Source organism: Ideonella sp. (assembly GCF_041287625.1).
Classification (GTDB): Bacteria; Pseudomonadota; Gammaproteobacteria; order Burkholderiales; family Burkholderiaceae_C; genus Ideonella.
Genome location: NZ_JBGGNH010000001.1, coordinates 35,706 through 58,953, shown reverse-complemented (window position 1 = coordinate 58,953; position 23,248 = coordinate 35,706). Strand labels below are relative to the sequence as shown.

Here is a 23,248-nt window from a genome sequence, read left to right as displayed (position 1 = left end):
ATGCGGCAGTTCACGCGGAGACGCGGGCAGTCCTTGAGCTTGGCGCCTTTGCTGCCGATACAGCACAGGATCAATCGGCATTCGCAAGGGAGCGAGTCATGGGCATGACCAGCAACATGAAGATCGGGACCCGTCTGTCCCTGGGGTTTGGCGTCGTCATCGCCATTGCGCTCGGCATGGCCGGCGTCGGCTTTGCGAAGCTCTCCGAAATCCAGCGCTCGGTCGAGCGGCTGACCAGCGACCGCCTGGTCAAGGTCGACCAGCTCTCGCAGACCAAGGACAACATGAACGTGGTGGCGCGCGGTGTGCGCAACATCGTGCTGATGTCCGAGCCCGAAGGCCGGGCCAAGGAAAAGCAGCGCATCGGCGAGATGCGGGCCAAGAATGCCGAGCTGGCCCGGCTGCTCGATGCCTCGGTGCACAGCGATCGCGGCCATGCGCTGCTGGCCGCGGTGCAGGCGGCGCTCAAGCCGTATGAGGTGGCGATGGACGAGGCGATTGCGCTGGGCATGGCCAACGACGACGAAGAGGCCACGCGCATGCTGCTGAAGGACGTGCGGCCGCTGCAGCAGGCCTACTTCAAGGCGGTGGACGAGCTGGTCGCGATGCAGCAGCAGGAGATGCGCGACGCGGTAGCGGAGATCCGGGGCGATGCGGCCTCCAGCAGCGTGCTGATGCTGGTGCTGGCCGCGGTGGCGGCAGTCTGCGGGGGCATGCTGGCTTTCCTGATCCGCCGCTCGGTGGTGGTGCCGCTGCGCCAGGCCGTGGGCGTGGCACGCACGGTGGCCGCGGGCGACCTGAGCTCGAAGATTGCGGTGACTTCGCGCGACGAGACCGGCGAGCTGCTGCAGGCGATGAAGGACATGAACGAAGGCCTGGTGCGGCTGGTCTCGCAGGTGCGCGACAGCAGCGAGAGCATCGCCACCGGCTCGGCCGAGATCGCCACCGGCTCTGCCGACCTGAGCCAGCGCACCGAGGAGCAGGCCAGCAACCTGCAACAGACGGCGGCCTCGATGGAGCAGCTGACCAGCTCGGTGCGCAACAGCAGCGATTCGGCGCGCCAGGCCAGCGAGCTGGCTGCGCGTGGCGTGGACGCGGCGCTGCGCGGCGGCCAGGCGGTTGGCCAGATGGTCAGCACCATGGCAGACATCTCACAGGCCTCGCGCGAGGTGGCCGACATCCTTTCCGTGATCGACGGCATTGCCTTCCAGACCAACATCCTGGCACTGAATGCAGCGGTCGAAGCCGCGCGGGCCGGCGAGCAGGGCAAGGGCTTTGCGGTCGTGGCCAGCGAGGTGCGCACGCTGGCGCAGCGCTCGGCCGAAGCGGCCAGGCAGATCAAGACGCTGATCCAGCGCAGCGTCGAGCGGGTCGAGGCAGGCACGCGCCAGGTCGCGGTGGCCGGCAGCGAGATGGACGTGATCGTCGCCGAGGTGCGGCGCGTCAGCGGGCTGATCGGCGAGATCTCGTCGGCCAGCACCGAGCAGAGCACCGGCATCGGCCAGATCGGCGACGCCGTCAGCCAACTGGACGACGTGACCCAGCAGAACGCCGCGCTGGTCGAGCAGAGCAGCGCAGCGGCCGAGAGCCTGCGCGAGCAGTCGGCCCGACTGGCCGGCCTGGTGCGCAGCTTCCGGCTGAACGGTGCCGAGCCGGCGCTGGCCTGAGCCGGGACTACACCCGCTTACGAAGCCGCGAGAAGGGCCTTGTCATCAGACAGGGCGGGCGAGGCGTTGTGCTGACCGGGCCGGCTGACGCTGGTCCGGCTTTCCACAACGACATTCGCCCGATGAAACCCCTCTTCAAACTGGCGCTGGCCGTGTTGGCCACCGCGGCCGCCTGCCACGCCTCGGCCGAGATCACCTTCTTCGAGCACGCCGACTTCCAGGGTCGCGCCGTCACGCTGCACCACCCGGTCGACAACTTCGAGCGACGCGGCTTCAACGACCAGGCCTCGTCGATCATCGTGCGCGGTGAGCCCTGGGAAGTCTGCGAACACGCCGACTTCGGCGGGCGCTGCGTGGTGCTGCGGCCGGGCGAGTACCCGTCGCTGCATGAATTCCACCTGAGCAACAAGCTCTCTTCGGCCCGCGAGGCTGGCCGTGATGAGGGTCGTTACGACCCACCCCCGCCGCCGCCCATCCAAGCGCAAGGGCAGGTCACGCTGTTCGAGCATGACGGCTTCCGTGGCCGCTCCTTCAGCGCCGAGCAGGACATCCCGGACTTCCGCCGCTTCGGCTTCAATGACCGTGCCTCTTCGGTGACGGTGGCCGGCGGCGCCTGGGAAGTCTGCGAGCACCCTGAATACAGTGGCCGCTGCATGATCCTGCGCCCCGGCCGTTACCCGGACCTGGGCTCGATGGGCATGAACGACCGCGTGTCGTCGATGCGCTGGCTGCGACCTGCCGCGCACTACGAAGAGTGGCGCTACGCGCCGTCACCTGCGCCGCTGCCCGCGCCGGTCCCGGTCTACGACTGGCACCGCCGCCCGCAGGAACGCCTGGTCGAAGTGCCGGTCAGCGCGGTGCATGCCGTTTACACCGGACCGCAGCAGCAGCGCTGCTGGATCGAACGTGAACGGGTGGTGCAGCGTGAACCCAATCCGGCTGGTGCGCTGGTGGGCGGCGTGATCGGCGGCATCCTGGGTCACCAGATCGGTGGCGGCCACGGCAGTGGCGCGGTGGGGGCCTTTGCAGGCGCCGTGGTCGGCGCCAATGCAGGCGGTGGGACGGTGGTGTCGACCCAAGGGGTGCAGCGCTGCGCCAGCAGCCCACCGCAAGGCCGCCCGGACTACTGGGACGTGACCTATTACTACCGAGGCGTGGAACACCACGTGCAGACCTCGAATCCACCCGGCCCGTCGCTGACGATCAGCGAGGACGGCGAACCGCGGCTCTGAGGGCTGGGAATGCTTTCGCCAGGACTGCTGAACGGGCCGCGGAGCGGCTGGCAGGACTGGCGGAAGCGGTCACTTTCGCCAGACGGTTTTATTCACATATTTCGCTGCGAAAGCTGCGGGCACGAGGGGTCGATAAGAACAAACCCTGACCCGTAGTAACGCAATGTTTATCGGATACGCCCGAGTCTCATCGACCGAACAAGAAACCGCACTTCAGCGCGACGCCCTGTCAAAAGCAGGCGTCGCGCTTGTCTTTGAGGAGAAGAGAAGCGCAGTCAAAAGCCGGCCTCAGCTTGCCGCCGCACTTTCCGCCCTCACGCCCGGCCAAACACTTTTGGTCTACAAGGTGGACCGCCTGGCGCGCTCCCTCTTCGACCTGTTGGGCATCATCGCACGCATACAGGATGCCGGCGCGAGCTTCCGCAGCTTGACCGAGCCCATCGACACCAGCACGCCGGCCGGGCGCATGACGCTGCAACTTCTCGGCGCGTTTGCCGAGTTCGAACGCGCCATGATCCGCGAACGATCAATGGCCGGACAGGAGGCGGCAATTCGTCGGGGCGCCAGGAATGGCCGGCCGCGAGCATTGACCGAGACACAGGAAGCCGAAGCGTACAGGGCAGTCAAAGAGGGGGCGTCAATGACATCCCAAGCTCGTTTGTACGGCTGCAACCTCAGCAGCATAAAGCGCGTGATGCTTCGAATAGATAAGCCCGATTCGCCTGCTGTCAGGAAGAAAAAGCCATGAAGGCGGGCGAATCCCTTCGGGACCGGGCTCTATGGCTTCGCCACCAAGCCCCTAAAGGGTCTTGGCCCATTCGGGTAACGATCCCTTTCGCGGGTGCCAGTGCCAGCGTTTGTACGTTGAACCCGGCCGGGTCATGCAGCAGCCGCGCCAGTCGCTGCGCTTTGTGTCACGCCTGCCGCAGGTCCCGGCCTGGTCGCCAAGGTGCTTTCGCCCCCTCAACATCCCCCGTCGCCCCCGTCGTACTACGAGGGGGAACGACGGGGGATGTTGCAAGACGGGGGCGAAAGCCCCTTTCCGCATGCATTGCGTTAGACCCCACCCCCCCGCCCCGCCCCAAGGGCGGGGAGCGAGAGAGGTTTCCGCTGAAGGATGTCCGTTTTGGCTCCTTCCAACCCGAAACCTCAAAGGTGCAGATATGACCGCTCATCAAGCCATCATCCGCGCGATTCCCGTCGCAGACATCAACGTAACGTCCAACGTCCGATTGGGAGGCAAGGGCTACAGCAAAGCCAGCATTGCCGAGCTAGCCGAAAGCATCAAGCATCATGGGCTGCTTCAACCGGTGATCGTGCGACAAGTGTCCGAACAAGTGAACGGCTTCGAATACATCGTGGTCGCCGGCCGTCGCCGCGTGATGGCCTGCAAAGCGGCCGACCTGGCATCTGTGCCGTGTCTTGTCATCGACACCGACGAGGCGAGGGCGTATGAAATGGAGATCGCGGAGAACATCCAGCGCGAGCAAATGACGCTAGCCGACACGGCCCGCGCAGTTCGCACGCTCATGATGATCTACAACAAGGGCGCGACGGTTGCGAAGATCCTGGGTAAGTCTGCGCCGTGGGTGTCCAAGCACCTGTCTGTGACGGCGAACCACGTGCATCCCGTTGTGGCTGACTGGCTGGAAACGGGGAAGGTCGAGGACCTAGAAACGCTGCTGAAGCTGGACAAGTTACTGAAAGACCCGAGCGAGAAGCATCAGGAACGGCTTGCGAAGGAATTGCCACGCTTGCATCAACTCGCGGAAGCTGGTCTCTTGACGCGTACCGAAATGAACCGCACGGAGGCGGCAATTTCAGCAGCAGGCCGCAGTGAAGCCGTCACCACGCGCAAACCAGGTCAAACGGTGACCACGGAGACGCCAGCGCAACAAGACTTGATGACGGCGCAAGTGACGTATAACCCGGCAATGGAAGACGTGCTGAAGGTGCCGCACGACATCGCCGAGCACTACCGCGCAGCCGTGGAGAAGGCGGGGCATCAGACGGTGTGGAATCAAATTCAAGCGGCACTGTCTCTGCTCACCAAAGACGCCGAATGACGCGCAGTACTCTACAGCATCCATGAGCAAGGCCCTAAGGGGCCTTTTCTTTCGCCTGCGAAACATCATCGCGACGGGTGGCAAATGAAAAAGGGCCGTTGGGCCCTTTGTCATGTTGACGTGTTGCACCTACCCCATAACGGAGGCTACTGTGGGCACGGCACAATGCGACGCGTTGAGCACAGCGGACGGAGCACAAACTTGCGAGTAGCACAACAGACGGTAACAGGGGCAATTTTTGGATTACTGGCAATGGCGTCCGCAGCAGCTGGCACGGATGGCAGGCAGCCGGTATACAAATGCACTATCAACGGGAGCATCAGCTACAGCAGCGAACCGTGCATCGACGCCATTGAGGTAGACGTGACGCCGACTAGAGGATTAGATAAATCCACTGGTCACACTCGAATAGGCGCTGACGTTTCGCGGGAGAAACTAACCGAGGGGCTTGCGACTGCACTACGGCCGGTAACTAGCCTCAATCCCGCGGAATACGTCACGGCAAGACGCCGGAACCAACTTCCTGCGACGAGCCAACAGGAATGCAAGACCCTAGATGCAGGCATTGCGTCCGGGGCAGCAGCCACTGCGGACGCAGTGCTGAGGATGCGACGACGCAAGTACGAACTAGGCTGCTGATAACGGTCAGGGGTTAGATGCGGCCTGCGACGGTACCGGCGCAGTCTCTAACGGGTCTAACGATGCCTGATGCTGTGAGTAGCCAACGCGCTTAGGCTCGAAATACGGGTCGAAGCTGGGCGCCTGGACGCGCACGCGGCAATCAGGCTCGGGGACCCTGGCAATGTTGCCGTCCTGGTCGTAACACGTGCAGTGCTGACCCTGCTCGCACCAGCCGCCGACGATGCGAGGCATGCGGACAATCTTGCGAAGTTGGTCGTACGCGGGCGCGGTCAGCGGCTCGCCAGGCACGACGGGGATGAACTGGGCGCGGTAGGCCTGCACGCTGCGCGCCACGAGCTGCGGTCTGGCCTGGCCGAGCGACTGCTGGCCAGCGGGCTGGACGCTGGCAGGCTGCGCGGCTGGCTGCGGGTTGCGCTTGTCCATGAAGCTGGACACCGCGCGATAGCCCATCCACGCGAAGCCGACGATGGCCAGCAAGGCGACGGCAAGCATCTTGGGGAAGCCGCGCACCGGTTTAACGTGCAGGCTGGCGGACTTGTACTGCCCAAAGACGTGCTTCGGGAGACGGTAGCGGTTACTGATAGGCGCGGTACGCCATGCGAGGTTTTCGCTGCACTCTGGCCATTCATACCAGTACCGGCCGAGGATGCCGGTATCTCGCAGGTGCACGTGACGGCCGACGAGGGTGCGCACGTTGGTGTGCACGAGGCGCGGCGCCTGCGTAACGATGATGAAGTCAAGGCCGCGGTGCCGGTGCGTTTCGAGCATGGCCACGTCGGCGCCTGGCTTCTGGCCGGGGCCGGTGGGGCGCCAAATGCGCTGGACCTCATCGATGACGATCAACGAGCCGTCCGGGACGGTATCGGGCCAGGTCTTGGCGTCGAGCTCGACGTGCTCGAGCTTGAGATCTGGCACGCCGTCGACGTAGAGCAACCGGCCGGCGTAGTGCTGCTGAATCATGGCCATCATTGCAGCGGACTTGCCGGCGCCTGGCGCGCCAGTGATGAGGGTGATCATGAGGTGCCTGTACTGGTGACGACGAACTTCTTCAGCTGCAGCCAGGCAATGCCGCTGACGACGCCGCCGCTGGTGATGCTCATGAAGTCGAAGAAGCCGAAGCGGGCGACGATCTGAGCAATCTCAATCGGCAAGCCCTGCAGGGCGGCCTGCGCGGTAGAAAGGGCAGTGCCTATCGCGGTGTCGACGCCGGTGTAAGTCAAGACGCCCATGCCGAGGACGACGAGAGCCCTCGTGATCAGCGGCTGAATCATGCCGATCAGCCAGTCAGCCCAAGACATGGTCAGTCCCTCTTGCTGGATAGGCCCATGAAGGAGCCAATTGCGATGAGCCAGGCCACGGCGAGCACCATAGGCCTGGCGTAGTCAGCCGCAGTGCAGAGCATCGTGAACGGCACGGGAATGTCTCCCGCCAGGTGCGTGTGAACGATCTTGTCTGCGGGACAGCTTTGATCGCTGGACCAGCCGCCGGTACGAGTGATGCTGAGAGCCTTTGTGAGCCCACCGACGGAGACAGAGGTGCCTGTTCCGAGCAAGGCGCAGCCTGCCGTGTTCGGGTTGCGCTCACACTCGGTTTTCTGATCGTCGGTCTTCTCGCCTGTGGTGGTGCCCTTGGTAGAGCAGTTCTTGCCGGTGCTGTCGCAGGTGGTTGTTGTGGTGTTGGTCTGGGTGTTGCCGCTGCCGTCAGTCGTCATAGTCGTCGTGGTGGTGGTGGTGCTGCCATCGGAACCGGTAACAACTGTGGTGCTGGTCGTGGACCCGGTGCCAGGGCCGACACCGCCACCGTTAGTGCCGCCTGTCGTTCCGCCGCCGACAGTGCCGGACCCACCGGTAGAGCCAGATGGCGGGGCACCGGAGCCACTTCCTGGCACTACGTTGCCGGTCGAGTTGTCAACGCATACGAACTTGCCGTTGACCTCGCCGCCTGACTGCCCTGAGGCGCAGGAGTTGTTTGGCGGGTTCGTGGTGCCGCTACCGAGCTGCGGAGTGGTGCTGCCAGCAGAAGAATCGCAGGTCGCGCCGGTCTGCGCGTACTCACCCTGCGCGTAGTAATGCTTGACGCCGCTGACGAGCGCCGAGCCTGCGGGGTAGATGCCGTCAAAGGCGACAACGCAAGAGTTTTTACAGGACAAAAAGACTGGAGCGCCTGAGGCGGACGTGCCGATGTCGTAATAGCCGGAGTCAGCCAGCGTGCCTAAGGCGCACAACTTGGTTCCAGGCCCGCCAGGCGCTGAACAGGCCTTTCCATCCAACGTCGGGACATTGGTGCCGGAGCAGTTGCACGAGATGCCATCAGCCGCAGCTACTGAGCCTGCTGGACACGCCTGGGCGTTGAAAACATAGCTCAGCGTGTTGGGATAACTGACACCGTTAATGACCTTCGTGTATTTCTCGCTGTAGTTCACCTCGCTGACCTTCGTGAGGGCTGTCCACGAGATGGTGCAGTTAGCTGTGCCCGCGCAAGTGTTGAGTTCGTGCATCTTGGCGGAAAGGTCGCCGACAGTTGCAAAGCCGCTGTAAGTGCCGTTGCCACTGAGAGACCAGCTGCCCGGACGAGTGATGATGCCGGTAGCAAACGCAGCAACACTGAGAAACAGCGCAGCGAGCAGGAGAGCGGGTGTCCTCATCGTTGACCGCCGAACAGAATCCAGCCGACGCCAGCAAGGGCAACGACGCACACCCAAAACTCAGGCGTCGCCATTCGCAACCTCCTCGCCCCGGAAGAGGCCCCATAGGAACTTGACGGCGTAGGTGGTAGCCCATGCGCCGACGACAAGCCAGCCGAGGGTCATGCCGTCTTGCCAGGTCAACAGGCCACAGGGCTGTAAGGTGAGCGGCACTGCCTGGGCGGACAAAGCGGGCCCACCGTCAAGCGCCGTAAATGCCAGGGTGTAACTGGCATCGCCAATCGCAACCACGTCGACAGCGTAAGTGCCGCCTGATGCATGAAGAAGCTGGCCAAGCTGCGACGAGGCGATGGCCTGCACTGCGGCAATGGGCGACTCGTAGCAGGCCGCGCCAACTTGATAGCTCACAGGAACCTCAATTTCTTGAGCGCGTAGACGGCGCAGATTGCGCTGAAGATCATCCAGCCCACGGTTTGGCTGTCAGCCTGAAGGCCGGCAACGGCGCCGAGAATCAGAACGGCAGCGGGCGAGGCGGACGCCGAGACGCCAGCACCCGCCAGGGCGGCAGCAATGAGCAGCCGCCGCGCCATCACAGGCCCTTGCGGAGGAACTTGATGGCGAAGATCGCGACGACGGCGAGCAGGATGGTCGTTGCAACGGTGCTGCCGTCGACGCCGATAGAGGCGAGGGCGGTGCTGACGCCGGTGGGGACGTCGGCGCGAGCGGCGCCGAGCATTGCCAAGGAAGCCGGGACGGCCAGGGCCAGCTTTGCGAACTTGTTCATGAGATACCTTTTTTCAGTGCGGGTTGAATGCGTTCACTGGTGCACCAGCCAGCGAGGCAAGGAAAGCGAATAGCCACAGCGCGGCCAACACAAGGGCGGTAATGAGGGCAGAGAACGAAAGCCACACGACAGCGGCAATACAGACATCACGCATTGGGAGGACCTGTAACGGTGTCGACCCAACCAAGCTCAAAGAGGTGCTTGCCGACTTCTTCTGAGACTTGGGCGCGCATGCGGGCGCGTTGCTTGGCGACGAACAGGTCGGTGCGAACTTCGAGCACCTGGTTTGCTGCACGCCAGAGAGGCGAAAACATCACGAGCAGCAGCACGGCGAGAAGCACGCCGAAGCCAATGCCCATGCCGAAGCCGGATTGCATGACGGACAAAGCCTGCGCGGCGGAAATGTCGGGGTTCATTGAAGCGTTTCTTTCGCTGAGAAACTCAGGCGTCAAGGTTGACGATGAGCACGCGACCACGGTCGCAGTGATCGTTGATGAGCTGCTGCACCTCCTCCTCGTCTTCGATCACGCCGAACTCAATCGCCGTGAGAAGCGAGGGGGTCCAAGTCACGTCACCGGTTCGCGGCGAGGGGTGCAAAAACTCCCACGTCAACGCAGACTGAAGGAGGTAGCGCGCCATGCTTAGGCCTTCTTGCCTTCGACGGGCCGAAGGCCGGTCATCACGGTGCGGGTCTTGCTGCCGCTCGTAATGATTTCCATGTCGGCGACGCCCTTGAAGGGGTAGGGCAGGGACTTGTATTTTTCGAACTCAGTGGAGACACCGAGGGTGTATTCAGCAGCGCTCTGACCGACCATCAGGCCCTTGGTGGTGTCCATGTCAACCAAGGCGTAAACCTTGGTGGAGTCATAAGCCTGGCCGTTGTCCAGCGTGCCTTTGCTGGCCTTCATGCCAACGACGGTGATTTCGGTTTGAAACTTCATTTGGTGGATTCCTCAAGCGGTCCCGAAATTCGGCGGCACTGACGCCGGGACCAACGCGACAGCGACTTTGTGAAAGCTCGCGGCGATGTCTCCAGGCGTGAAGCCACGGAAACGGCGGGGGAGGCGATGCGATTCGCGCTCGACGAGTTCAGCTAGCACGTCAGGTGCTTTCCAAAACAGGTGAGCGATGGCGGGGCCTGCGGTGTTCATTGACCAGCGGACGAAGCGGGTAACCGCTGCGTCAGAGGTCTTGTCTTTGACCTCGGGCGTGGTTGCAATGCGCGCGGCTTCGAACTGGTCGCGGTACGCGTGCAACAGGTCTTCGCAGAACGCATAAGCACCGGCGAAGAAGTCGGCTGGACGGGTCAACACGTCAAGATCAATGACCCGGTGATTACTGCGGAACTCGACTTCTGCGCGAACCCAAGGATCTGCGGCTTCAGGGCCGAAAAGCTGGTCGCCTTTTTCGTAGAAGCGCGCCAGCTTGCCGGTATCGCGTGAGCCGACTTGAAAGGTGCGCGAGTGACCCAGCGCCCAAGAGCCGATGTTCTGCTGATTGGGTTGTTTGCCGCGCACCTTGAACTCGCCATCCAGATAGGCCTGCTGCACATCGGCAACGTCGAAGCCCGCGAACACGTCAAAGGAAAGGTCAACGCGGGTAATCCAACCACCGCAGGCGATCCACGGCCGAAGGTCCTGGGCTTTCTCTGGCGAAATGTGGAGGAACGCGCTGCCAAAGAGGTTGACGTGAACGGTAGATGACTGATTGCCACCCGACTTGTTTTTGTCGCTGGCACCAGCGAGCACCATGCCGACCGCTTCCCCTTGGTAGAGCAGGGGAGTGCGGGCCGCGTAGTAGTCCATGCCCTTGTCTTCTGTCGCACCGACATCGAAGACGCCGAGGCACTCAACCAGCTTCAGCGCGCCCATGCGTGAAATCGCCATCGCACCCAGCCGGATAGCCTCATCGCCAATGCCGCGAGCCTCACGCACCAGGTCCCTACCGGCCTGATCGAGAATTGAAAGGCCCTTTGCATCCAGCGGCAGAGGCTCACTCGGGTCAACGACCGTTGACACGGGCACGGTGAAACGAAGCCAGTCAATGCGGACGCCCGCTTGCGTTTGCTGGGCTTGCTGTTCGAGGGTCCAGCGGATGCGCTGGCCGTCACTGATCGGCTTTGCTGGCGTCATGCCCCCTCCACCGTTGTTGTCCCCGTGTTACCGAGGGGGACAGCGAAGCCGGAGCCGTGAGCCTGACGGCTCTCGGCCCCGTCTTCGCAGGAGCAGCGGCCATCCCCTGAGCAAACGCGGGTGTTTGCAGCAGTGACCCACAGATCGGCGATCTGGGTGCGAACCTCAACGAACTCGTTTTCCCCGGCCGTCACTGCCCGAAGCAGGCGACCGCACAGCACAGCACCCCGCTTGCGGCACTGGACGAATACGGTTTCGTTGTTGATGACTGCGGCAGTGGCCGCATTGACATCGACGGGTTGGCCAGCAACCAGGCCGGACCGCGCTTCGACTCGACCTAGCTCGCGCTCGACGCGCTGCCAGCCCGACAGGTCGGACACAACGCCAACCGGGTGCACTCGCACCAGGCTTTGCCCTGCAGGTCGGTTTTGATGTAGATTCGCGGCCATACGTCCAATTTGGAACGCTTACGTTTTGTAAGCATTGGACGAGATTGAGCCATGACTACTGACAATCTGACAGCAGTAGAAACCCTAATTGACAGGGCTGTAAGAAAATGCGGTTCTGCCTATCGCTTGTCGAAATTGACAGGCGTAGGGCAGGGCGCCCTATCGGGAATGATCGCGGGCACCCGGCCAATCCCTCCAAGCCTGGCCGCCAAGCTGGCTGACATCGTCGGCGACGACCCGCTAGAAGCGCTCGTACTCGCGACAATTGACAAGGAGAAGGACGAAGAAAGCCGCGCGATGTTGCGCAGCATCTTCTCCCGCCGTCTGGCGGAAGCGGTGAGATTCGAACTCACGGAGGGGATGAACCCTCGCCGGTTTTCAAGACCGGTGCCTTAAACCGCTCGGCCACGCTTCCATTGCTGGGGCAGCGATGGTAACTCAGCCCGGTGCCTGCGCCTGCTGGCACTGGACCTGGATCACCTCGCGGTGGCCGCCGTCCACGCGCACGGCGGTCAGCTGGCCGCCCCAGATGCAGCCGGTGTCCAGTGCGAGCAGGTCGGGGCGGTCGATCAGGCCCAGCGTGGACCAGTGGCCGAAGGCCATCGGTTGGCCAGCCGTGAGGCGGGTTTCGTGCTCGAACCAGGGCCGCATGCCGGGTGGTGCGGCGTCGGCGCCGTCCTTGGCCGCGAAGTCCAGCGTGCCGTCGGCCGCGCAGAAGCGGATGCGGGTCAGCACGTTGACCACCGCGCGCAGCCTGTCGTTGCCTTGCAGCGTGTCGTCCCAGCGAGCGGGGCGGTCGCCGTACATGACCTGCAGGAAGTCGTTCAGGCCGGGGCCCTGGATCATGGCCTCGACCTCGCGCGCCAGCGAGAGCGTCTGCGCAGGGGTCCATTGCGGCACCACGCCGGCATGCACCATCAACCAGCCATCGCTGAGGTCGGCCAGCTTGCGCTGGCGCATCCAGTCCAGCCAGGCTTCGCGCTCGGTGTCTTCGAGGATGGGGGCCAGCGTGTCCTTGCGGTTGGGCTTGCGCACGCCGGCGGCCACGGCCAGCAGGTGCAGGTCGTGGTTGCCGAGCAGGCAGGTGGCGCTGCCACCCAGGGCGCGCAGGCTGCGCAGCGTGCCCAGGGAGTCCGGGCCGCGGTTGACCAGGTCGCCGAGCAGGTGCACGTGGTCGCGAGACGGCGAGAAGTCGAGCTGGGCGAGCAGGCGCGCCAAGGCGTCGCAGCAGCCCTGGAGGTCGCCGATGAGGTAGTGCATGGGGCGATTCTGCTACGCTCGCAACCCCATTCACTTCGCGTTGCGGCCCGGAATTTGCAGGCCGCGTTCCATGGACTTTGCCCTACTTGCGTTCCTGATCTTCATCAACGGGCTGTTCGCCATGTCGGAAATGGCGCTCGCCGCCAGCCGCAAGGCGCGGCTGCAGGTGATGGTCGAGGCCGGGGAGCGCGGCGCAAGCGCAGCCATTGCGCTGCACGAGAACCCCACGCGCTTCCTGTCGACCGTGCAGATCGGCATCACCTCGATCGGGGTGCTGAACGGCATCGTGGGTGAAGCGGCCTTCTCGGCGCCGGTGGCGCTTTGGCTGCGGTCCATCATCCCCGCACTGGGCGAACGCGCCGCGGACCTCACGGCCACCGCGCTGGTGGTGATGATCATCACCATCCTCAGCATCATCTTCGGCGAGTTGGTGCCCAAGCGCCTGGGCCAGATGTACCCGGAGACGGTGGCGCGGCTGGTGGCGCAGCCGATGCAGTGGCTGTCGGTGGGCGCACGGCCGCTGGTCTGGCTGCTGGCGGCCTGTACCGAGACCACGCTGCGGCTGTTTGGCATCAAGGGCGGCCCGTCGCGCAGCGTGACGGAAGAAGAAATTGCCGCCAGCCTGGAAGAGGGGCTGGATGCGGGCGTGATCGAGGCGCAGGAACACCAGATGGTGCGCAATGTGTTCCGGCTGGATGACCGGCAAATCGGCTCGATGATGATTCCGCGCGCCGAGATCACTTGGCTGGACGTGAATGCCAGCGTCGAGGAAGTGCTGCGCGTGGTGGCCGAGGAAGAGCATTCGCGCTATCCGGTCTGCCGCGGCGGGCTGGACGATGTGATCGGCGTGGTCGCTGCGCACAGCCTGATCCGGCCCGTGGCCGAGAGCCGGTTGGGTTCTTTGGCAGACCATCTGCAGCCGCCCGTCTTCGTGCCGGAGACGCTGTCGGGCATGGAACTGCTGGAGCATTTCCGCACCACGGGCGCGGACCTGGTGTTCGTGGTCGACGAATACGGCGCGGTGCAGGGCGTGATCACGATGCGCGAGGTGATGGAAGCCATCACCGGCGAATTCAGCAACCCGGGCGAAGAAGACGCCTGGGCGGTGCAGCGTGCCGATGGCAGCTGGCTGGTCGACGGCCTGATGCCCACGCCCGAGCTCAAGGATCGGCTGGAATTGAAAGAATTGCCCGAGGAAGACCGCGGGCGCTACAACACCCTGGCCGGCATGATCATGCTGTTGCTGGGCCGGCTGCCGCGCACCACCGACACGGTGGAGTGGGGCGGTTGGCGCTTCGAGGTGGTGGACCTCGATGGCAAGCGCGTCGACAAGGTGCTTGCCAGTCGCCTGCATGAATCTGGAGAACCCGATTGATCAACCCTGAACTGCACAAGAAACCCACCGCACTGGATCGCGACAAGCATCGCAACCTCAAGCTGCGCACGGCCCTCAGCAACCTGAAGGCTTCCGCCAGCCTGAACTCGCTGTTCCTGACCACCGCCGAATTCGGCGATGCGTGCAAGGAATATCCGATCCTGTTCATCGCCGCCGGCAAGGACGAACAGGGCAAGGAGCAGGTTGCGCCGGTCGCCGTGTTCGGCGTCACCCAGGGTGAAAACCTGTTCCTGCAGGCCGACGGCCGCTGGGATGCGTTCTACGTGCCGGCTGCCCTGCGCGCCTATCCGTTCACGATGGCGCGCGTCGGCCCGGACCAGTTTGCCGTGGTGCTCGATGAAAGCTGGGAAGGCTTCTCAACCGAAGAAGGCGAAGCCATCTTCGGTGCCGACGGCCAGCCCACGCCGATGATCACCGAGCTGCGCAAGTTCATCGAACAGCTGGAAGTCGAGACCGAGCGCACGCGCCTGGCCGGCCAGCGCATGATGGAACTGAAGCTGCTGCAGCCCAAGCGCTTCGACGCCACGCTGCCAGACGGCAGCACGCTGACGGTCGACGGCTTCCTGGCCGTGGACGAAGAACGCCTGGCCCAGCTGACCGATGCCGAGACGCTGGAGCTGGCCCGCAACGGCCTGCTGTCGCTGCTGCACGCACACCAGATCTCGATGGGCAACATGCGCCGCCTGATCGACCGCCGCGTCGGGTCCCTGGCCAACAAGGCCTGACCGGCTCAGCCGGCCAGCTCGCCTTCCACGGCGAGCGCCGGCTCCCGCCTGGTCGAAGGGATCGCGGCTTCCGGGGCTGCGCTGCTGATTGGCGCCAGCACCTCGGCCAGCGTCAGCCATTCACCCGCATGCGTCAGCGGGCCGTGGCCCGGCAACACAGCCAGGGCTTCGGCCCAGGCTGGCGCCTGCAGCACGCTGCGCAGCGGTGCCAGCTCTGGCTGCTCCTGCACTTCGGGCGCGACCGCCAAGTAGCAGTGCTCGCGGCGCAGCGGCACGAAATCCAGCCCGAACTGCCTGGCCGCGGAAGCCAACCCGATGGCCACGTCACCTTGACCGCTGGCCACTGCCGCTGCTGCGGCCAGATGATGCGGCTCGCCTGTCTCGTGCAGGCCTGGCAGCAGCAAAGGGTCCAGCCCGAGTTCTGACCACAGTTGTTGGGTCAGGCAGCGCGTTGCCGAGCCGGGCGGGCGAGCGACGAAGCGCAGCGCCGGTGCAATGCTCATGACGCGCTGGCATTGCAGATCGGCCAGCCCACGCAGCCGGCGCGGATTGCCGCGCGGCAGCATCAGGCCTTGCTCGCGCCGCATCAGCGGCAAGAAGCGAAAGCCTGAATCGGCCGACGGGCCCAACGCGCCGGCCAGGGCCTGCGCCATCGGGCCCTGCAGTGCGCAGGGGGCCAACCCGCCCGACAAGCCGGAAGGCAAGAGCGCCGGCAGCGTGACCAGCGCCAGCCCGGTCTGGCCGGCGGCCAGGGCTTGCAGTGCGGACACGGCGGAGGTGGCGCGAGTCGTCAGTTGCAGGCCTTGCGCCTGCAGCTGATCGCGCAGCAGCGGCACGGCAGGGTCCAGCGAAGCGTGCAAGCACAGCGTGGGCTGCGGGCCGTGCAACGCCTCGCTCAGCGTGCGCGAAAGCTCGCTGCGCAAGGCATCCAATTGCGGCGGCGCAAAGGCGGCGCGCACACGCGCCTCCTGGCTCAGCAGCCGCTCGGCAAACGGGGTCAGGCGCGCGGGCTGTCCCTGCGCCCAGTGCACCAGCGGCTGGCCCAGCTCGGCTTCCCAGTTCTTCAGTGCGCCCCACACGTGGCGGTAGGAAGCGCCGAGCGCATTCGCAGCCTGCTGGATCGAGCCCTTTTCGCGCATGGTGCGCAGCAAGTCGAACAGAGGATGTTGGAGATCAGCGCCATGTTGTCCTTGCGACTTGAAGCTGTACTGCAGATGCACGCCACTGAATTGCATCTTCCAATTGTCCATGCGCAGCCGCCGGAAGGCGCCGGGAAACCTGCCAAAGGCGGCCGCATTGTGCAGGCTTTGTCAGCCCGCCGTGGCGGGACGCGAGCGCTGCTGCACGAAGTCGTCGAACGCAGCCAGCAGCGCCAGGTAGGTTTCCGGCGCTTGTTCGAGTTGGCCCAGCGCCTGGCAGCAGGCTTCCAGCGTGGAGCGCTGCTCGGCCTGCGGGGCCTGGCGCAGCGAACCATAGCGTGAAGGCGGTGGGCTGCGCAGTGCCATGCGTGGCAGGGCTTGCAAGCCGGGGTTCAGCAGCAGCATCTTCAGGCTCTTGCGCCAGGTGCCGTCGATGACGACCAACTGGCCTGGCATGGTGCCGGATGGTGCTGCCGCTGCCGTCGGCAAGCCGGGAGCCAACTCGGGATAAAGCAGGAGGCTATGGCCCGGCGGCCCCAGCCAGTCGGTCAGCGCGGCAGGGTCGAACTGCTCGCCTGTCGATACGCGGCAGCGAGCCAAGCTCAGCTGCAGCAGCGGCACGCTGCCCTTGGGGTGGCCGACTTCCAGCGGATGTTGCAGCACCAGCAGCGGCAGCTTGTTGGCCACCGGTCGTGCAAAGCTGCACAGGCAGCCGCGCAACGGTCGATGGCAATGCGGGCAGGCGGGCCGAGGCGCCATGGCGGGGTGGTTCAACTGATGTTGAAGGTGGCGGGCCGTGATCTTGGCATGGCGCGGCGCACCATCACCATGCGCAGTCGCGCTCCAACCCCTCCCCGTCCGGCGAAGAGACCGTGGCGCTGGCCGGACGGCGGGCGACGGCAAATGCGGCTGCCTGGCGGCCAGGGTTCAGGGCAGCTGACCGGCATGACGCAGGCGAATGCGTGGTGTTGCTGGATGCGGCGCACGGGTGTGTGGATGCGGGCGACGAGGTCCAGGTGTGGCTGTTTGGAGGGCTTGCTAACCAGCGGTCCTGGTCGAGGAGGCATCCATCATTGTCCTGATGCTCTCCCCTGATCTGGGGGCGACGAGGTCGAGGGATATCGGTAACATCTGTCGCCGCTGCCCGGCCGGTCGATCACGACGGGTCATCGGGTTCGGCGACTAGTGTCATACAACAAGGCGGAGGGAAGTGCATGAGGGCCAGTTTGCGCGCACGTTGGCGTGTTCGGGTGACATTGGGGTGGGGCATGACCATTGGCATGCTGTATGGTGGAGCTATCGCCGCGCCGCCGCCTGTCGAGGTCTTTGCCGCCAAGCCATTGCTGGACGACTTCCGCTTGTCGCCTGATGGTCAGCGCATTGTCGGCTTTATGAACATTGGCGGGAAATCCTCGCTGGTCACAGGCAACTGGGACGGTTCGGGCATTCGGCCGATACTCGACACGGACAACAACAAGTTCCTGTTCAACTGGGTCCACTGGGTGAATAACGACCGTTTGGTCGTCAGTCTTCGATTTCCTTCGACGACGCGCGGCACGCTGGCGTGGGAAACCCGGGCATTGGCGATGGACCTCAAGGGCGAGAACGTCGTCAATTTGGTCCCGCCGCCGCGCCGGTCGAACAGCAAGTGGCTTGCTCAACAACAGGACGACGTGATCGACTGGTTGCCGGAGGACGGGCAGCATGTCCTGATGTCCATCGTCGAGGACTTCGATGTTTTCGCGCCGGGGGTTTTTCTTGTCGACGTCAACACCGGCAAACGCAACCAGATCCTGGGTCCTCGGGAGAATGTCTGGTCGTGGCTGACTGACACTCAGCATCAGGTAAGGGTTGGCGTTCGTCGGGACGAGGAGAAGGACCTGATCGAAGTGATTGGCCGGGATTCCGAAAAAGGGGACTGGCGAAAGCTCTGGCGCTACAGCTTCTTCGATCGCAAGGACATCCACCCGATTGCATTCGGTCGTGATCCGCAGTCGCTCTATGTCACCGCGCTGAAGGGTGACTATCAGGCGCTCTATCTCGCGCACCTTGACAAGCTTGATACTCAGGGAAAGCCCACCATGGATCTGGTGGTCGCGCGGGAAAACGAGCACGTCGAGAATGTATTTCGGCTGCCAAACGGCGAGTTGGTAGGTTTCGGCGGCGTGCGCGAGGGTGACGCGGCCCGAGTCTTCATCGAGGAGTCTTTGAAAGAATTGGCGGCTGACATCGACCGCCTCTTGCCCAAGCGCTTCAATCTCATTCATGGATTCAGCCGTGACCTGAACAGATACTTGGTCGAGTCATCCGGCAATGGCGTGCCTGGTCAGTTGCTGGTGGGTGACCGCAAGGCTGGCACGCTCAAGCTGATCGGTGATCGCTACCCCGATCTCAAGCCTGAAGACTTGTCGGGCAAGCGCCGCATCAAGTTCAAGGCCCGTGATGGCCTCGAAATCCGAGGCTTCCTGACGGTTCCCAAGTCCGACACGCCTGAGGATGGCTGGCCGATGGTGGTCCTGCCCCATGGCGGGCCGATTTCGGAAGACGACATTGACTTCGATCCGTGGGCGGAACTTTTGGCATCACGCGGGTACGCCGTGCTGCAGATCAACTTTCGTGGGTCCGACAATTTGGGGCGAAGCTTCCGGGACGCCGGCCTGCAGCGTTGGGGCCTGGAGATGCAGGATGACCTGACGGACGGTGTTCAGTGGGCCCTAGGGGCTCACATCGCGAATCCTAGGCGGATGTGCATCGTGGGAGCCAGCTATGGTGGCTACGCTGCCTTGATGGGGGCCGTGAAGACACCGGACCTGTATCGATGCGCGATCAGCTTCGCGGGGGTCAGCAACTTGGTTGACATGTCCCGGCATTGGGCTGGCTATGGCGGCAGCAAGGTTGCCGACAAGCAACTCGGGAACTACTGGAATGACCGAGACCGACTCAAGCAGACTTCGCCCAGCAGCCGCGCTGCCGAGATCAAGGTTCCGGTCTTGTTGGTGCATGGCACGGTGGATGTCCAGGTGCCGTACGACCAGTCCGTCGACATGGACAAGGCGCTCAAGGCTGCAGGCAAGAACCATCGTTTCGTGACGCTCGAGGGGGGCGATCACCAGTTGTCCCGTCAGAGCGACCATGTGAAGTTTCTTGACGAAACGCTGAAGTTCCTGGATCAGAACATTGGCCCTGGCTCATCGGCGGCGAAGTGATTCCGAGGCCATTGACTGCGCCAACAGCGCGTCCGCGTGGACGCTCGACATCGGCCCTCTGCGCTCTGATAGCCGACCTGATCGACACTGCCGGGCTGGACAAGATGATGGGCAACTACTGGTATGACCGGCAGCAGCTCAAGGCCACATCACCAGCCAAGCGCGCTGCCGAGATCAAGATACCGGTGCTGCTGGTGCACGGCACGGCCGACGCATCGGTGCCCTACGAGCAGTCTGAGCTCATGGCCAAGGCGTTGAAGAGCGCCAGCAAACAGTTCGAGTTCATCACCCAGGAGGCTGGTGACCATCAGCTCTCCCTGCAGGAGCACCGTCAGGAGTTCTTCGCCGCCTTGGTGCGTTTCCTGGATACCCACCTCGGTGCCGGGAAACTGGTGACCAACGCGGTCGCCAACTAGACATTGCTCGTCGCCCGCACCTCTTCCAGCGTCGTCAACCCCGCCAGCACCTTCTCAATCCCGTCCTGCCGCAACGTGCGCAGGCCCTCGGCCAGCGCTTGCTGCTGGATGTCGTCGGCGCGGGTGCTGGTCTGGATCAGGTGGCGGAGTTGGCGGGAGACGGTGAGCAGTTCGTGCACGCCGACGCGGCCACGCACCCCTGTCTGGCTGCAGTGGCTGCAACCGGGGCTGTGGTAGCGCAGCAGGCGGCCTTGTTCGTCGCCGAAGCGTTGCTGCCATTCGCTTAGGAGGCCCTCGCGCGTGGGGCTGCCGGCGCGGCCACGGGACCAGGCGTGCAGGTAGTCGTCCAGCAGTTCGTCGCGCTGTTCGGCCGGCATCGGTTCTGTGGTTCGGCAGTGCGCGCAGAGTTTGCGCACCAGGCGCTGGGCCAGCACGGCGAGCAATGAGTCGGCGAAGTTGAACGGGTCCATGCCCATGTCCAGCAGCCGCGTCACCGTCTCGGCGGCGCTGTTGGTGTGCAGCGTGGACAAGACGAGGTGGCCCGTCAGCGACGATTCGACGGCAATCTTGGCCGTCTCCTGGTCGCGGATTTCGCCGACCATGATGACGTCCGGATCGGCGCGCAGGAAGGCGCGCAGGGCCTTGGCAAAGGTCCAGTCGATCTTCGGGTTCACCTGCACCTGGCGCAGGCCGGGCTGGGTGATTTCGACCGGGTCCTCGGCTGTCCAGATCTTGCGCTCGGGCACGTTGATGTGGCTGAGCGCGGAGTGCAGCGTGGTGGTCTTGCCAGAGCCTGTTGGGCCGACGCAGAGCACCAGGCCGTACGGCCGCTCCACGGCTTCCTTCAGCGCCTTGATGTTGCGTGGTGACAGGCTGAGCTGGTCCAGCGGGATGGGCCGGGCCGAGGCCAGGATGCGCAGCACCGCGTCTTCGAGGCTGTTGCTGGTGGGGATGGTGGCCACGCGCAGTTCGACCGGGCACGAAGGCACGAAGCGCGCGAAGTTGATCTTGCCGTCCTGTGGGCGGCGGCGCTCCGAGATGTCCAGGTCGCACATGATCTTGATGCGGGCAATCATGGCGCTGCGGTAGCTGGGCGGCAGTTCCAGGTAGGGGCGCAGCATGCCGTCGCGGCGGAAGCGGATGCGCAGCTTCTCCGTGCCGGGGTGGCTTTCGATGTGGATGTCCGACACACCCTGGCTGTAGGCCTCGACGATCATGGTGTTGATCAGCCGTACCAGCGTGTTGTCGGACTGCTCGACGGTGTCGTCGGCCGGCACGTCCACGGTGCGGCTCAATTCCAGGTCGGCCAGCAGCCGCTCGGTGCCGCCTTCGTCGAAGTTCAGGCCCACCGGCTCGATCAGGCCGATGCTCAGCGAGTCTTCATAACCGTGCTTCTGGTAGGCGACCTGGATGACGTGGGCCAGGTTGTCGCTGGCCGAGAGCACCGGCACGATCTTGCCTTGGGCGAGGAAGGCCAGCTCTTCCAGCACGTCGCCACGCGACGGATCTTCCAGCGCCACCACGAGGCGGCCGGCCAGTGCCTGCAGCGGCAGCACGTTCATGCGCCTGGCCACGGGCAGCGGGATCTGCTTGAGCGCCGCCGGGTCCACCGGGTAGCTGTCGACCTGCACCACCGGGTAGCCCATCTTGCGGGCCAGTGCGGTGCGCAGCTCGTTGCGGTCGATGTGGCCACCGCGCACCAGCAGTTCGCCCAGCGGCACCGTGCGGTTGCCGCGCTGTTCTTCCAGCGCGTGGTCCAGTTGCGCCGGCGTGATGAAACCAAGCGCCAGCAAGGCTTCGCCAATGCGCACCATCGGCATGCGGGACTGCGAGGACAGCGCGGTTTCCAGCTGCTCGCGCGAGAGCACGTTCTGGTTCAGCAGCACGTCGCCCAGGCGCTGCTCGCGCAGGCCTTCCTGCTCGGCCAGCACGTTGGCGATCTGGGCCGGCGTGGCGCTGTGGGCCGCCAGCAGCACCTCGCCCAGCACCGGGCCGAAACTCGCGCGGGCGTACACGCCTTTGGCACAGAAGACGCGCCGCACCGTGCCATCTTCATCCAGCGGCGGGAACAGGAACAGGCCGTGCAGGTTTTCGACATGGCCGACGGTGCGGCCAGTGAGCTGCGTGCCATCGCCCAGCTCAAGCTGATACGCCACCGTGGGGTGGAAGTCCATCAGCTCGGCGGGCGCCGCGCCGCGACCCATGAACGAAGGTGACAGCGGCGCCAGCAGCGTCAACCGCCGGAACTGCGAAAGCTTGACCGGCACCGTCGTGCGCGAGGGCGGCAGCTGCACCAGCAGTTGATCCTCGGCCGGCGAGAACAGCGTCATGCGCGCCTTCATGATCTTGCCGTTCAGGCCCTCGATCTCGCAGGCCTCGGGCTCGCACTGCGGCAAGCCCGGCGAATAGCAAGGGTAGGGCGGGGTGGGCCAGACGAAGCCGCCTGGGACCTGGCCGTGGCCTGCGGGCGGCGGCGGGTGGCCCTCCGGCGGAGCCAGTGACAGCGGCGGAAGCGACAGGTCGGTCATCTCGGGCGGGCAGCGCGGCGGCAAGGCCCCGGTGCCAGGCGGCATCCGGGGAAACGGCCCCATCGTAGGGCGCTGGTGCTGGCTGGAAAGGCCGGAGAAACGGGTGGAAAGCGCGGCTGATGCCAGCCCGGGCATCAGGCGCCCGGCGGGCCGCCTGCGTCGTCTTCCAGCGTGTCGCGGTACTGCTTCCAGCGGCCGGTGGCGCGGCGCATCACGCGCAGCTGGCCCTTGAAGCGGGTGCAGGCCTCGCAGATCATCAGGTGCAACCGCAAGCCCAGGTGCTCGCCGGTGCGCAGCGTGCGGTCCTCGGATTGCAGCAGCAGCGTGCTGGCTTGGCGGCAGTTGAGCTTGAAACGCATGGAAGATTCAGGTGGCTTTTTGGCCGAACCAATTGAGCTGCAGGCAGTCACGCAGCCTCAGGCGCGCGCGGTGCAGCAGCACCCAGAGGTTGGTCGTGCTGATGCTCAATTCCTTACAAACTTCGTCGGTCTCCAGCTCCAGCCATTCCCGCATCAGGAACACCCGGCCTTGCGTTGCCGGCAGTTTTTCGACGCAGGCGTCCATCACCTTCAGGAACTGCTGCTGGCCGAGCGCGGCTTCCGGGTGGTCGCTCCAGTCGGCCGGCACTTCTCGCCAGTGGCCGGTGGCGTCGAACAGCTGCTCGTCTAGGTCCTCGCAGTCGTCCTGCGACAGCACGGTCAGCTCGCGCGAGTGGCGGCGCAGCTGGTCGATCAGCTTGTGCTTCAGGATGCCGACCAGCCAGGTTTTCAGCTGCGACTGGCCGGCGAAAGCCTGCGGCTTCTCCAGCGCCGCCAGCAAGGTGTCCGACACTGCGTCTTCCGCCAGCGCATCGTTGCGCAACTGCGAGCGGGCGTAGCGCATCAGCTGCGGCCGCAAAGTCTCCACCGCACGGGCAAAGTCGGTCATGGTCGACGCCGCCTGCGAAGGCGGTGGCAAAAACA

The 23,248-nt window shown here is 64.5% G+C and carries 24 protein-coding genes and 1 tRNA gene; 8 read left to right on the top strand and 17 right to left on the bottom strand.

Annotated elements, in window-relative coordinates:
- The first annotated feature begins 98 nt into the window (after positions 1-98).
- From ACAH41_RS00305 to ACAH41_RS00290, 4 genes are all read left to right on the top strand, one after another.
- Entirely contained in the window at positions 99-1,667 is a 1,569-nt protein-coding gene (locus tag ACAH41_RS00305; RefSeq protein ID WP_325653282.1) for a methyl-accepting chemotaxis protein, read from the top strand.
- A 122-nt stretch (positions 1,668-1,789) separates the two neighbouring features.
- A complete protein-coding gene (locus ACAH41_RS00300) occupies positions 1,790-2,899 on the top strand; it encodes a beta/gamma crystallin family protein (RefSeq protein ID WP_325653283.1) in 1,110 nt (369 codons plus the stop codon).
- Positions 2,900-3,062: 163 nt separating this feature from the next.
- Complete coding sequence (locus ACAH41_RS00295; protein ID WP_370538113.1) at positions 3,063-3,647, top strand: recombinase family protein; 585 nt, start codon at positions 3,063-3,065, stop codon at positions 3,645-3,647.
- A 415-nt stretch (positions 3,648-4,062) separates the two neighbouring features.
- Entirely contained in the window at positions 4,063-4,965 is a 903-nt protein-coding gene (locus ACAH41_RS00290; RefSeq protein ID WP_370538112.1) for a ParB/RepB/Spo0J family partition protein, read from the top strand.
- A 645-nt stretch (positions 4,966-5,610) separates the two neighbouring features.
- Here the strand turns inward: ACAH41_RS00290 and ACAH41_RS00285 are convergent.
- The 12 genes from ACAH41_RS00285 to ACAH41_RS00230 form a co-directional block, all read right to left on the bottom strand.
- Positions 5,611-6,624: a zonular occludens toxin domain-containing protein gene (locus ACAH41_RS00285; RefSeq protein ID WP_370538111.1), complete on the bottom strand. Its 1,014-nt coding sequence runs from the start codon at positions 6,622-6,624 to the stop codon at positions 5,611-5,613.
- Complete coding sequence (locus ACAH41_RS00280; protein WP_370538110.1) at positions 6,621-6,905, bottom strand: DUF2523 domain-containing protein; 285 nt, start codon at positions 6,903-6,905, stop codon at positions 6,621-6,623. The genes ACAH41_RS00285 and ACAH41_RS00280 overlap by 4 nt, the downstream gene beginning before the upstream one ends.
- 2 nt (positions 6,906-6,907) lie before the next feature.
- The gene (locus ACAH41_RS00275; protein WP_370538109.1) at positions 6,908-8,251 is read right to left on the bottom strand and encodes a virulence factor TspB C-terminal domain-related protein; all 1,344 of its coding nucleotides are present in this window, start codon (positions 8,249-8,251) and stop codon (positions 6,908-6,910) included.
- 60 nt (positions 8,252-8,311) lie between these two features.
- Positions 8,312-8,659 (bottom strand): hypothetical protein, encoded by a 348-nt coding sequence (locus ACAH41_RS00270; protein ID WP_370538108.1) that lies wholly within the window; start codon positions 8,657-8,659, stop codon positions 8,312-8,314.
- The gene (locus tag ACAH41_RS00265) at positions 8,656-8,841 is read right to left on the bottom strand and encodes a hypothetical protein (RefSeq protein ID WP_370538107.1); all 186 of its coding nucleotides are present in this window, start codon (positions 8,839-8,841) and stop codon (positions 8,656-8,658) included. Before ACAH41_RS00265 ends, ACAH41_RS00270 begins: the two co-directional genes overlap by 4 nt.
- Positions 8,841-9,035: a major capsid protein gene (locus tag ACAH41_RS00260; RefSeq protein ID WP_370538106.1), complete on the bottom strand. Its 195-nt coding sequence runs from the start codon at positions 9,033-9,035 to the stop codon at positions 8,841-8,843. Before ACAH41_RS00260 ends, ACAH41_RS00265 begins: the two co-directional genes overlap by 1 nt.
- Positions 9,036-9,181: 146 nt before the next feature.
- Complete coding sequence (locus ACAH41_RS00255) at positions 9,182-9,451, bottom strand: hypothetical protein (RefSeq protein ID WP_370538105.1); 270 nt, start codon at positions 9,449-9,451, stop codon at positions 9,182-9,184.
- Between the two features lie 25 nt (positions 9,452-9,476).
- The gene (locus ACAH41_RS00250; RefSeq protein ID WP_370538104.1) at positions 9,477-9,674 is read right to left on the bottom strand and encodes a hypothetical protein; all 198 of its coding nucleotides are present in this window, start codon (positions 9,672-9,674) and stop codon (positions 9,477-9,479) included.
- Between the two features lie 2 nt (positions 9,675-9,676).
- Positions 9,677-9,976 (bottom strand): hypothetical protein, encoded by a 300-nt coding sequence (locus ACAH41_RS00245; RefSeq protein ID WP_370538103.1) that lies wholly within the window; start codon positions 9,974-9,976, stop codon positions 9,677-9,679.
- 12 nt (positions 9,977-9,988) lie between these two features.
- The gene (locus ACAH41_RS00240; RefSeq protein ID WP_370538102.1) at positions 9,989-11,167 is read right to left on the bottom strand and encodes a replication initiation factor domain-containing protein; all 1,179 of its coding nucleotides are present in this window, start codon (positions 11,165-11,167) and stop codon (positions 9,989-9,991) included.
- A gap of 774 nt (positions 11,168-11,941) precedes the next feature.
- A tRNA-Ser gene (locus ACAH41_RS00235) sits at positions 11,942-12,031 on the bottom strand.
- Between the two features lie 23 nt (positions 12,032-12,054).
- On the bottom strand, positions 12,055-12,876 hold the full coding sequence (locus tag ACAH41_RS00230) for a symmetrical bis(5'-nucleosyl)-tetraphosphatase (protein ID WP_325655590.1): 822 nt from the start codon (positions 12,874-12,876) through the stop codon (positions 12,055-12,057).
- 70 nt (positions 12,877-12,946) lie between these two features.
- Between ACAH41_RS00230 and ACAH41_RS00225 the strand changes: the two genes are divergently transcribed.
- The gene (locus ACAH41_RS00225; RefSeq protein ID WP_325655589.1) at positions 12,947-14,251 is read left to right on the top strand and encodes a hemolysin family protein; all 1,305 of its coding nucleotides are present in this window, start codon (positions 12,947-12,949) and stop codon (positions 14,249-14,251) included.
- Positions 14,248-14,997 (top strand): SapC family protein, encoded by a 750-nt coding sequence (locus tag ACAH41_RS00220; protein WP_325655588.1) that lies wholly within the window; start codon positions 14,248-14,250, stop codon positions 14,995-14,997. The genes ACAH41_RS00225 and ACAH41_RS00220 overlap by 4 nt, the downstream gene beginning before the upstream one ends.
- 5 nt (positions 14,998-15,002) lie before the next feature.
- Here the strand turns inward: ACAH41_RS00220 and ACAH41_RS00215 are convergent, their stop codons facing one another.
- Positions 15,003-16,247, bottom strand: coding sequence for a substrate-binding domain-containing protein (locus ACAH41_RS00215; protein ID WP_325655587.1), 1,245 nt, complete (start codon positions 16,245-16,247; stop codon positions 15,003-15,005).
- Positions 16,248-16,307: 60 nt separating this feature from the next.
- The gene (locus ACAH41_RS00210) at positions 16,308-16,895 is read right to left on the bottom strand and encodes a tRNA-uridine aminocarboxypropyltransferase (RefSeq protein WP_325655586.1); all 588 of its coding nucleotides are present in this window, start codon (positions 16,893-16,895) and stop codon (positions 16,308-16,310) included.
- A gap of 509 nt (positions 16,896-17,404) precedes the next feature.
- Between ACAH41_RS00210 and ACAH41_RS00205 the strand changes: the two genes are divergently transcribed.
- The gene (locus ACAH41_RS00205) at positions 17,405-19,342 is read left to right on the top strand and encodes a S9 family peptidase (protein ID WP_325655585.1); all 1,938 of its coding nucleotides are present in this window, start codon (positions 17,405-17,407) and stop codon (positions 19,340-19,342) included.
- Between the two features lie 104 nt (positions 19,343-19,446).
- Entirely contained in the window at positions 19,447-19,758 is a 312-nt protein-coding gene (locus tag ACAH41_RS00200) for an alpha/beta hydrolase family protein (RefSeq protein ID WP_370538101.1), read from the top strand.
- On the opposite strand, the gene ACAH41_RS00195 is transcribed toward ACAH41_RS00200, so the two are convergent.
- The 3 genes from ACAH41_RS00195 to ACAH41_RS00185 all read right to left on the bottom strand — a co-directional run bounded on the left by ACAH41_RS00195 (position 19,755) and on the right by ACAH41_RS00185 (position 23,213).
- On the bottom strand, positions 19,755-22,286 hold the full coding sequence (locus ACAH41_RS00195) for an ATPase, T2SS/T4P/T4SS family (protein ID WP_325655583.1): 2,532 nt from the start codon (positions 22,284-22,286) through the stop codon (positions 19,755-19,757). The two genes, ACAH41_RS00200 and ACAH41_RS00195, sit on opposite strands and share 4 nt — an antisense overlap.
- A 134-nt stretch (positions 22,287-22,420) precedes the next feature.
- A complete protein-coding gene (locus tag ACAH41_RS00190; RefSeq protein ID WP_325655582.1) occupies positions 22,421-22,645 on the bottom strand; it encodes a zf-HC2 domain-containing protein in 225 nt (74 codons plus the stop codon).
- A gap of 7 nt (positions 22,646-22,652) precedes the next feature.
- Positions 22,653-23,213: a sigma-70 family RNA polymerase sigma factor gene (locus ACAH41_RS00185; protein WP_325655581.1), complete on the bottom strand. Its 561-nt coding sequence runs from the start codon at positions 23,211-23,213 to the stop codon at positions 22,653-22,655.
- Positions 23,214-23,248: the final 35 nt, after the last annotated feature.

What these genes read in the sequence shown, in the direction of transcription:
- ACAH41_RS00305 (WP_325653282.1), top strand. Translation starts at nt 99, where the DNA reads ATGGGCATGACCAGCAACATGAAGATCGGGACCCGTCTGTCCCTGGGG.
- ACAH41_RS00300 (WP_325653283.1), top strand. Translation starts at nt 1,790, where the DNA reads ATGAAACCCCTCTTCAAACTGGCGCTGGCCGTGTTGGCCACCGCGGCC.
- ACAH41_RS00295 (WP_370538113.1), top strand. Translation starts at nt 3,063, where the DNA reads ATGTTTATCGGATACGCCCGAGTCTCATCGACCGAACAAGAAACCGCA.
- ACAH41_RS00290 (WP_370538112.1), top strand. Translation starts at nt 4,063, where the DNA reads ATGACCGCTCATCAAGCCATCATCCGCGCGATTCCCGTCGCAGACATC.
- ACAH41_RS00285 (WP_370538111.1), bottom strand. Translation starts at nt 6,624, where the DNA reads ATGATCACCCTCATCACTGGCGCGCCAGGCGCCGGCAAGTCCGCTGCA.
- ACAH41_RS00280 (WP_370538110.1), bottom strand. Translation starts at nt 6,905, where the DNA reads ATGTCTTGGGCTGACTGGCTGATCGGCATGATTCAGCCGCTGATCACG.
- ACAH41_RS00275 (WP_370538109.1), bottom strand. Translation starts at nt 8,251, where the DNA reads ATGAGGACACCCGCTCTCCTGCTCGCTGCGCTGTTTCTCAGTGTTGCT.
- ACAH41_RS00265 (WP_370538107.1), bottom strand. Translation starts at nt 8,841, where the DNA reads ATGGCGCGGCGGCTGCTCATTGCTGCCGCCCTGGCGGGTGCTGGCGTC.
- ACAH41_RS00260 (WP_370538106.1), bottom strand. Translation starts at nt 9,035, where the DNA reads ATGAACAAGTTCGCAAAGCTGGCCCTGGCCGTCCCGGCTTCCTTGGCA.
- ACAH41_RS00255 (WP_370538105.1), bottom strand. Translation starts at nt 9,451, where the DNA reads ATGAACCCCGACATTTCCGCCGCGCAGGCTTTGTCCGTCATGCAATCC.
- ACAH41_RS00250 (WP_370538104.1), bottom strand. Translation starts at nt 9,674, where the DNA reads ATGGCGCGCTACCTCCTTCAGTCTGCGTTGACGTGGGAGTTTTTGCAC.
- ACAH41_RS00245 (WP_370538103.1), bottom strand. Translation starts at nt 9,976, where the DNA reads ATGAAGTTTCAAACCGAAATCACCGTCGTTGGCATGAAGGCCAGCAAA.
- ACAH41_RS00240 (WP_370538102.1), bottom strand. Translation starts at nt 11,167, where the DNA reads ATGACGCCAGCAAAGCCGATCAGTGACGGCCAGCGCATCCGCTGGACC.
- ACAH41_RS00230 (WP_325655590.1), bottom strand. Translation starts at nt 12,876, where the DNA reads ATGCACTACCTCATCGGCGACCTCCAGGGCTGCTGCGACGCCTTGGCG.
- ACAH41_RS00225 (WP_325655589.1), top strand. Translation starts at nt 12,947, where the DNA reads ATGGACTTTGCCCTACTTGCGTTCCTGATCTTCATCAACGGGCTGTTC.
- ACAH41_RS00215 (WP_325655587.1), bottom strand. Translation starts at nt 16,247, where the DNA reads ATGGACAATTGGAAGATGCAATTCAGTGGCGTGCATCTGCAGTACAGC.
- ACAH41_RS00210 (WP_325655586.1), bottom strand. Translation starts at nt 16,895, where the DNA reads ATGGCGCCTCGGCCCGCCTGCCCGCATTGCCATCGACCGTTGCGCGGC.
- ACAH41_RS00205 (WP_325655585.1), top strand. Translation starts at nt 17,405, where the DNA reads ATGACCATTGGCATGCTGTATGGTGGAGCTATCGCCGCGCCGCCGCCT.
- ACAH41_RS00200 (WP_370538101.1), top strand. Translation starts at nt 19,447, where the DNA reads ATGATGGGCAACTACTGGTATGACCGGCAGCAGCTCAAGGCCACATCA.
- ACAH41_RS00195 (WP_325655583.1), bottom strand. Translation starts at nt 22,286, where the DNA reads ATGACCGACCTGTCGCTTCCGCCGCTGTCACTGGCTCCGCCGGAGGGC.
- ACAH41_RS00190 (WP_325655582.1), bottom strand. Translation starts at nt 22,645, where the DNA reads ATGCGTTTCAAGCTCAACTGCCGCCAAGCCAGCACGCTGCTGCTGCAA.
- ACAH41_RS00185 (WP_325655581.1), bottom strand. Translation starts at nt 23,213, where the DNA reads ATGACCGACTTTGCCCGTGCGGTGGAGACTTTGCGGCCGCAGCTGATG.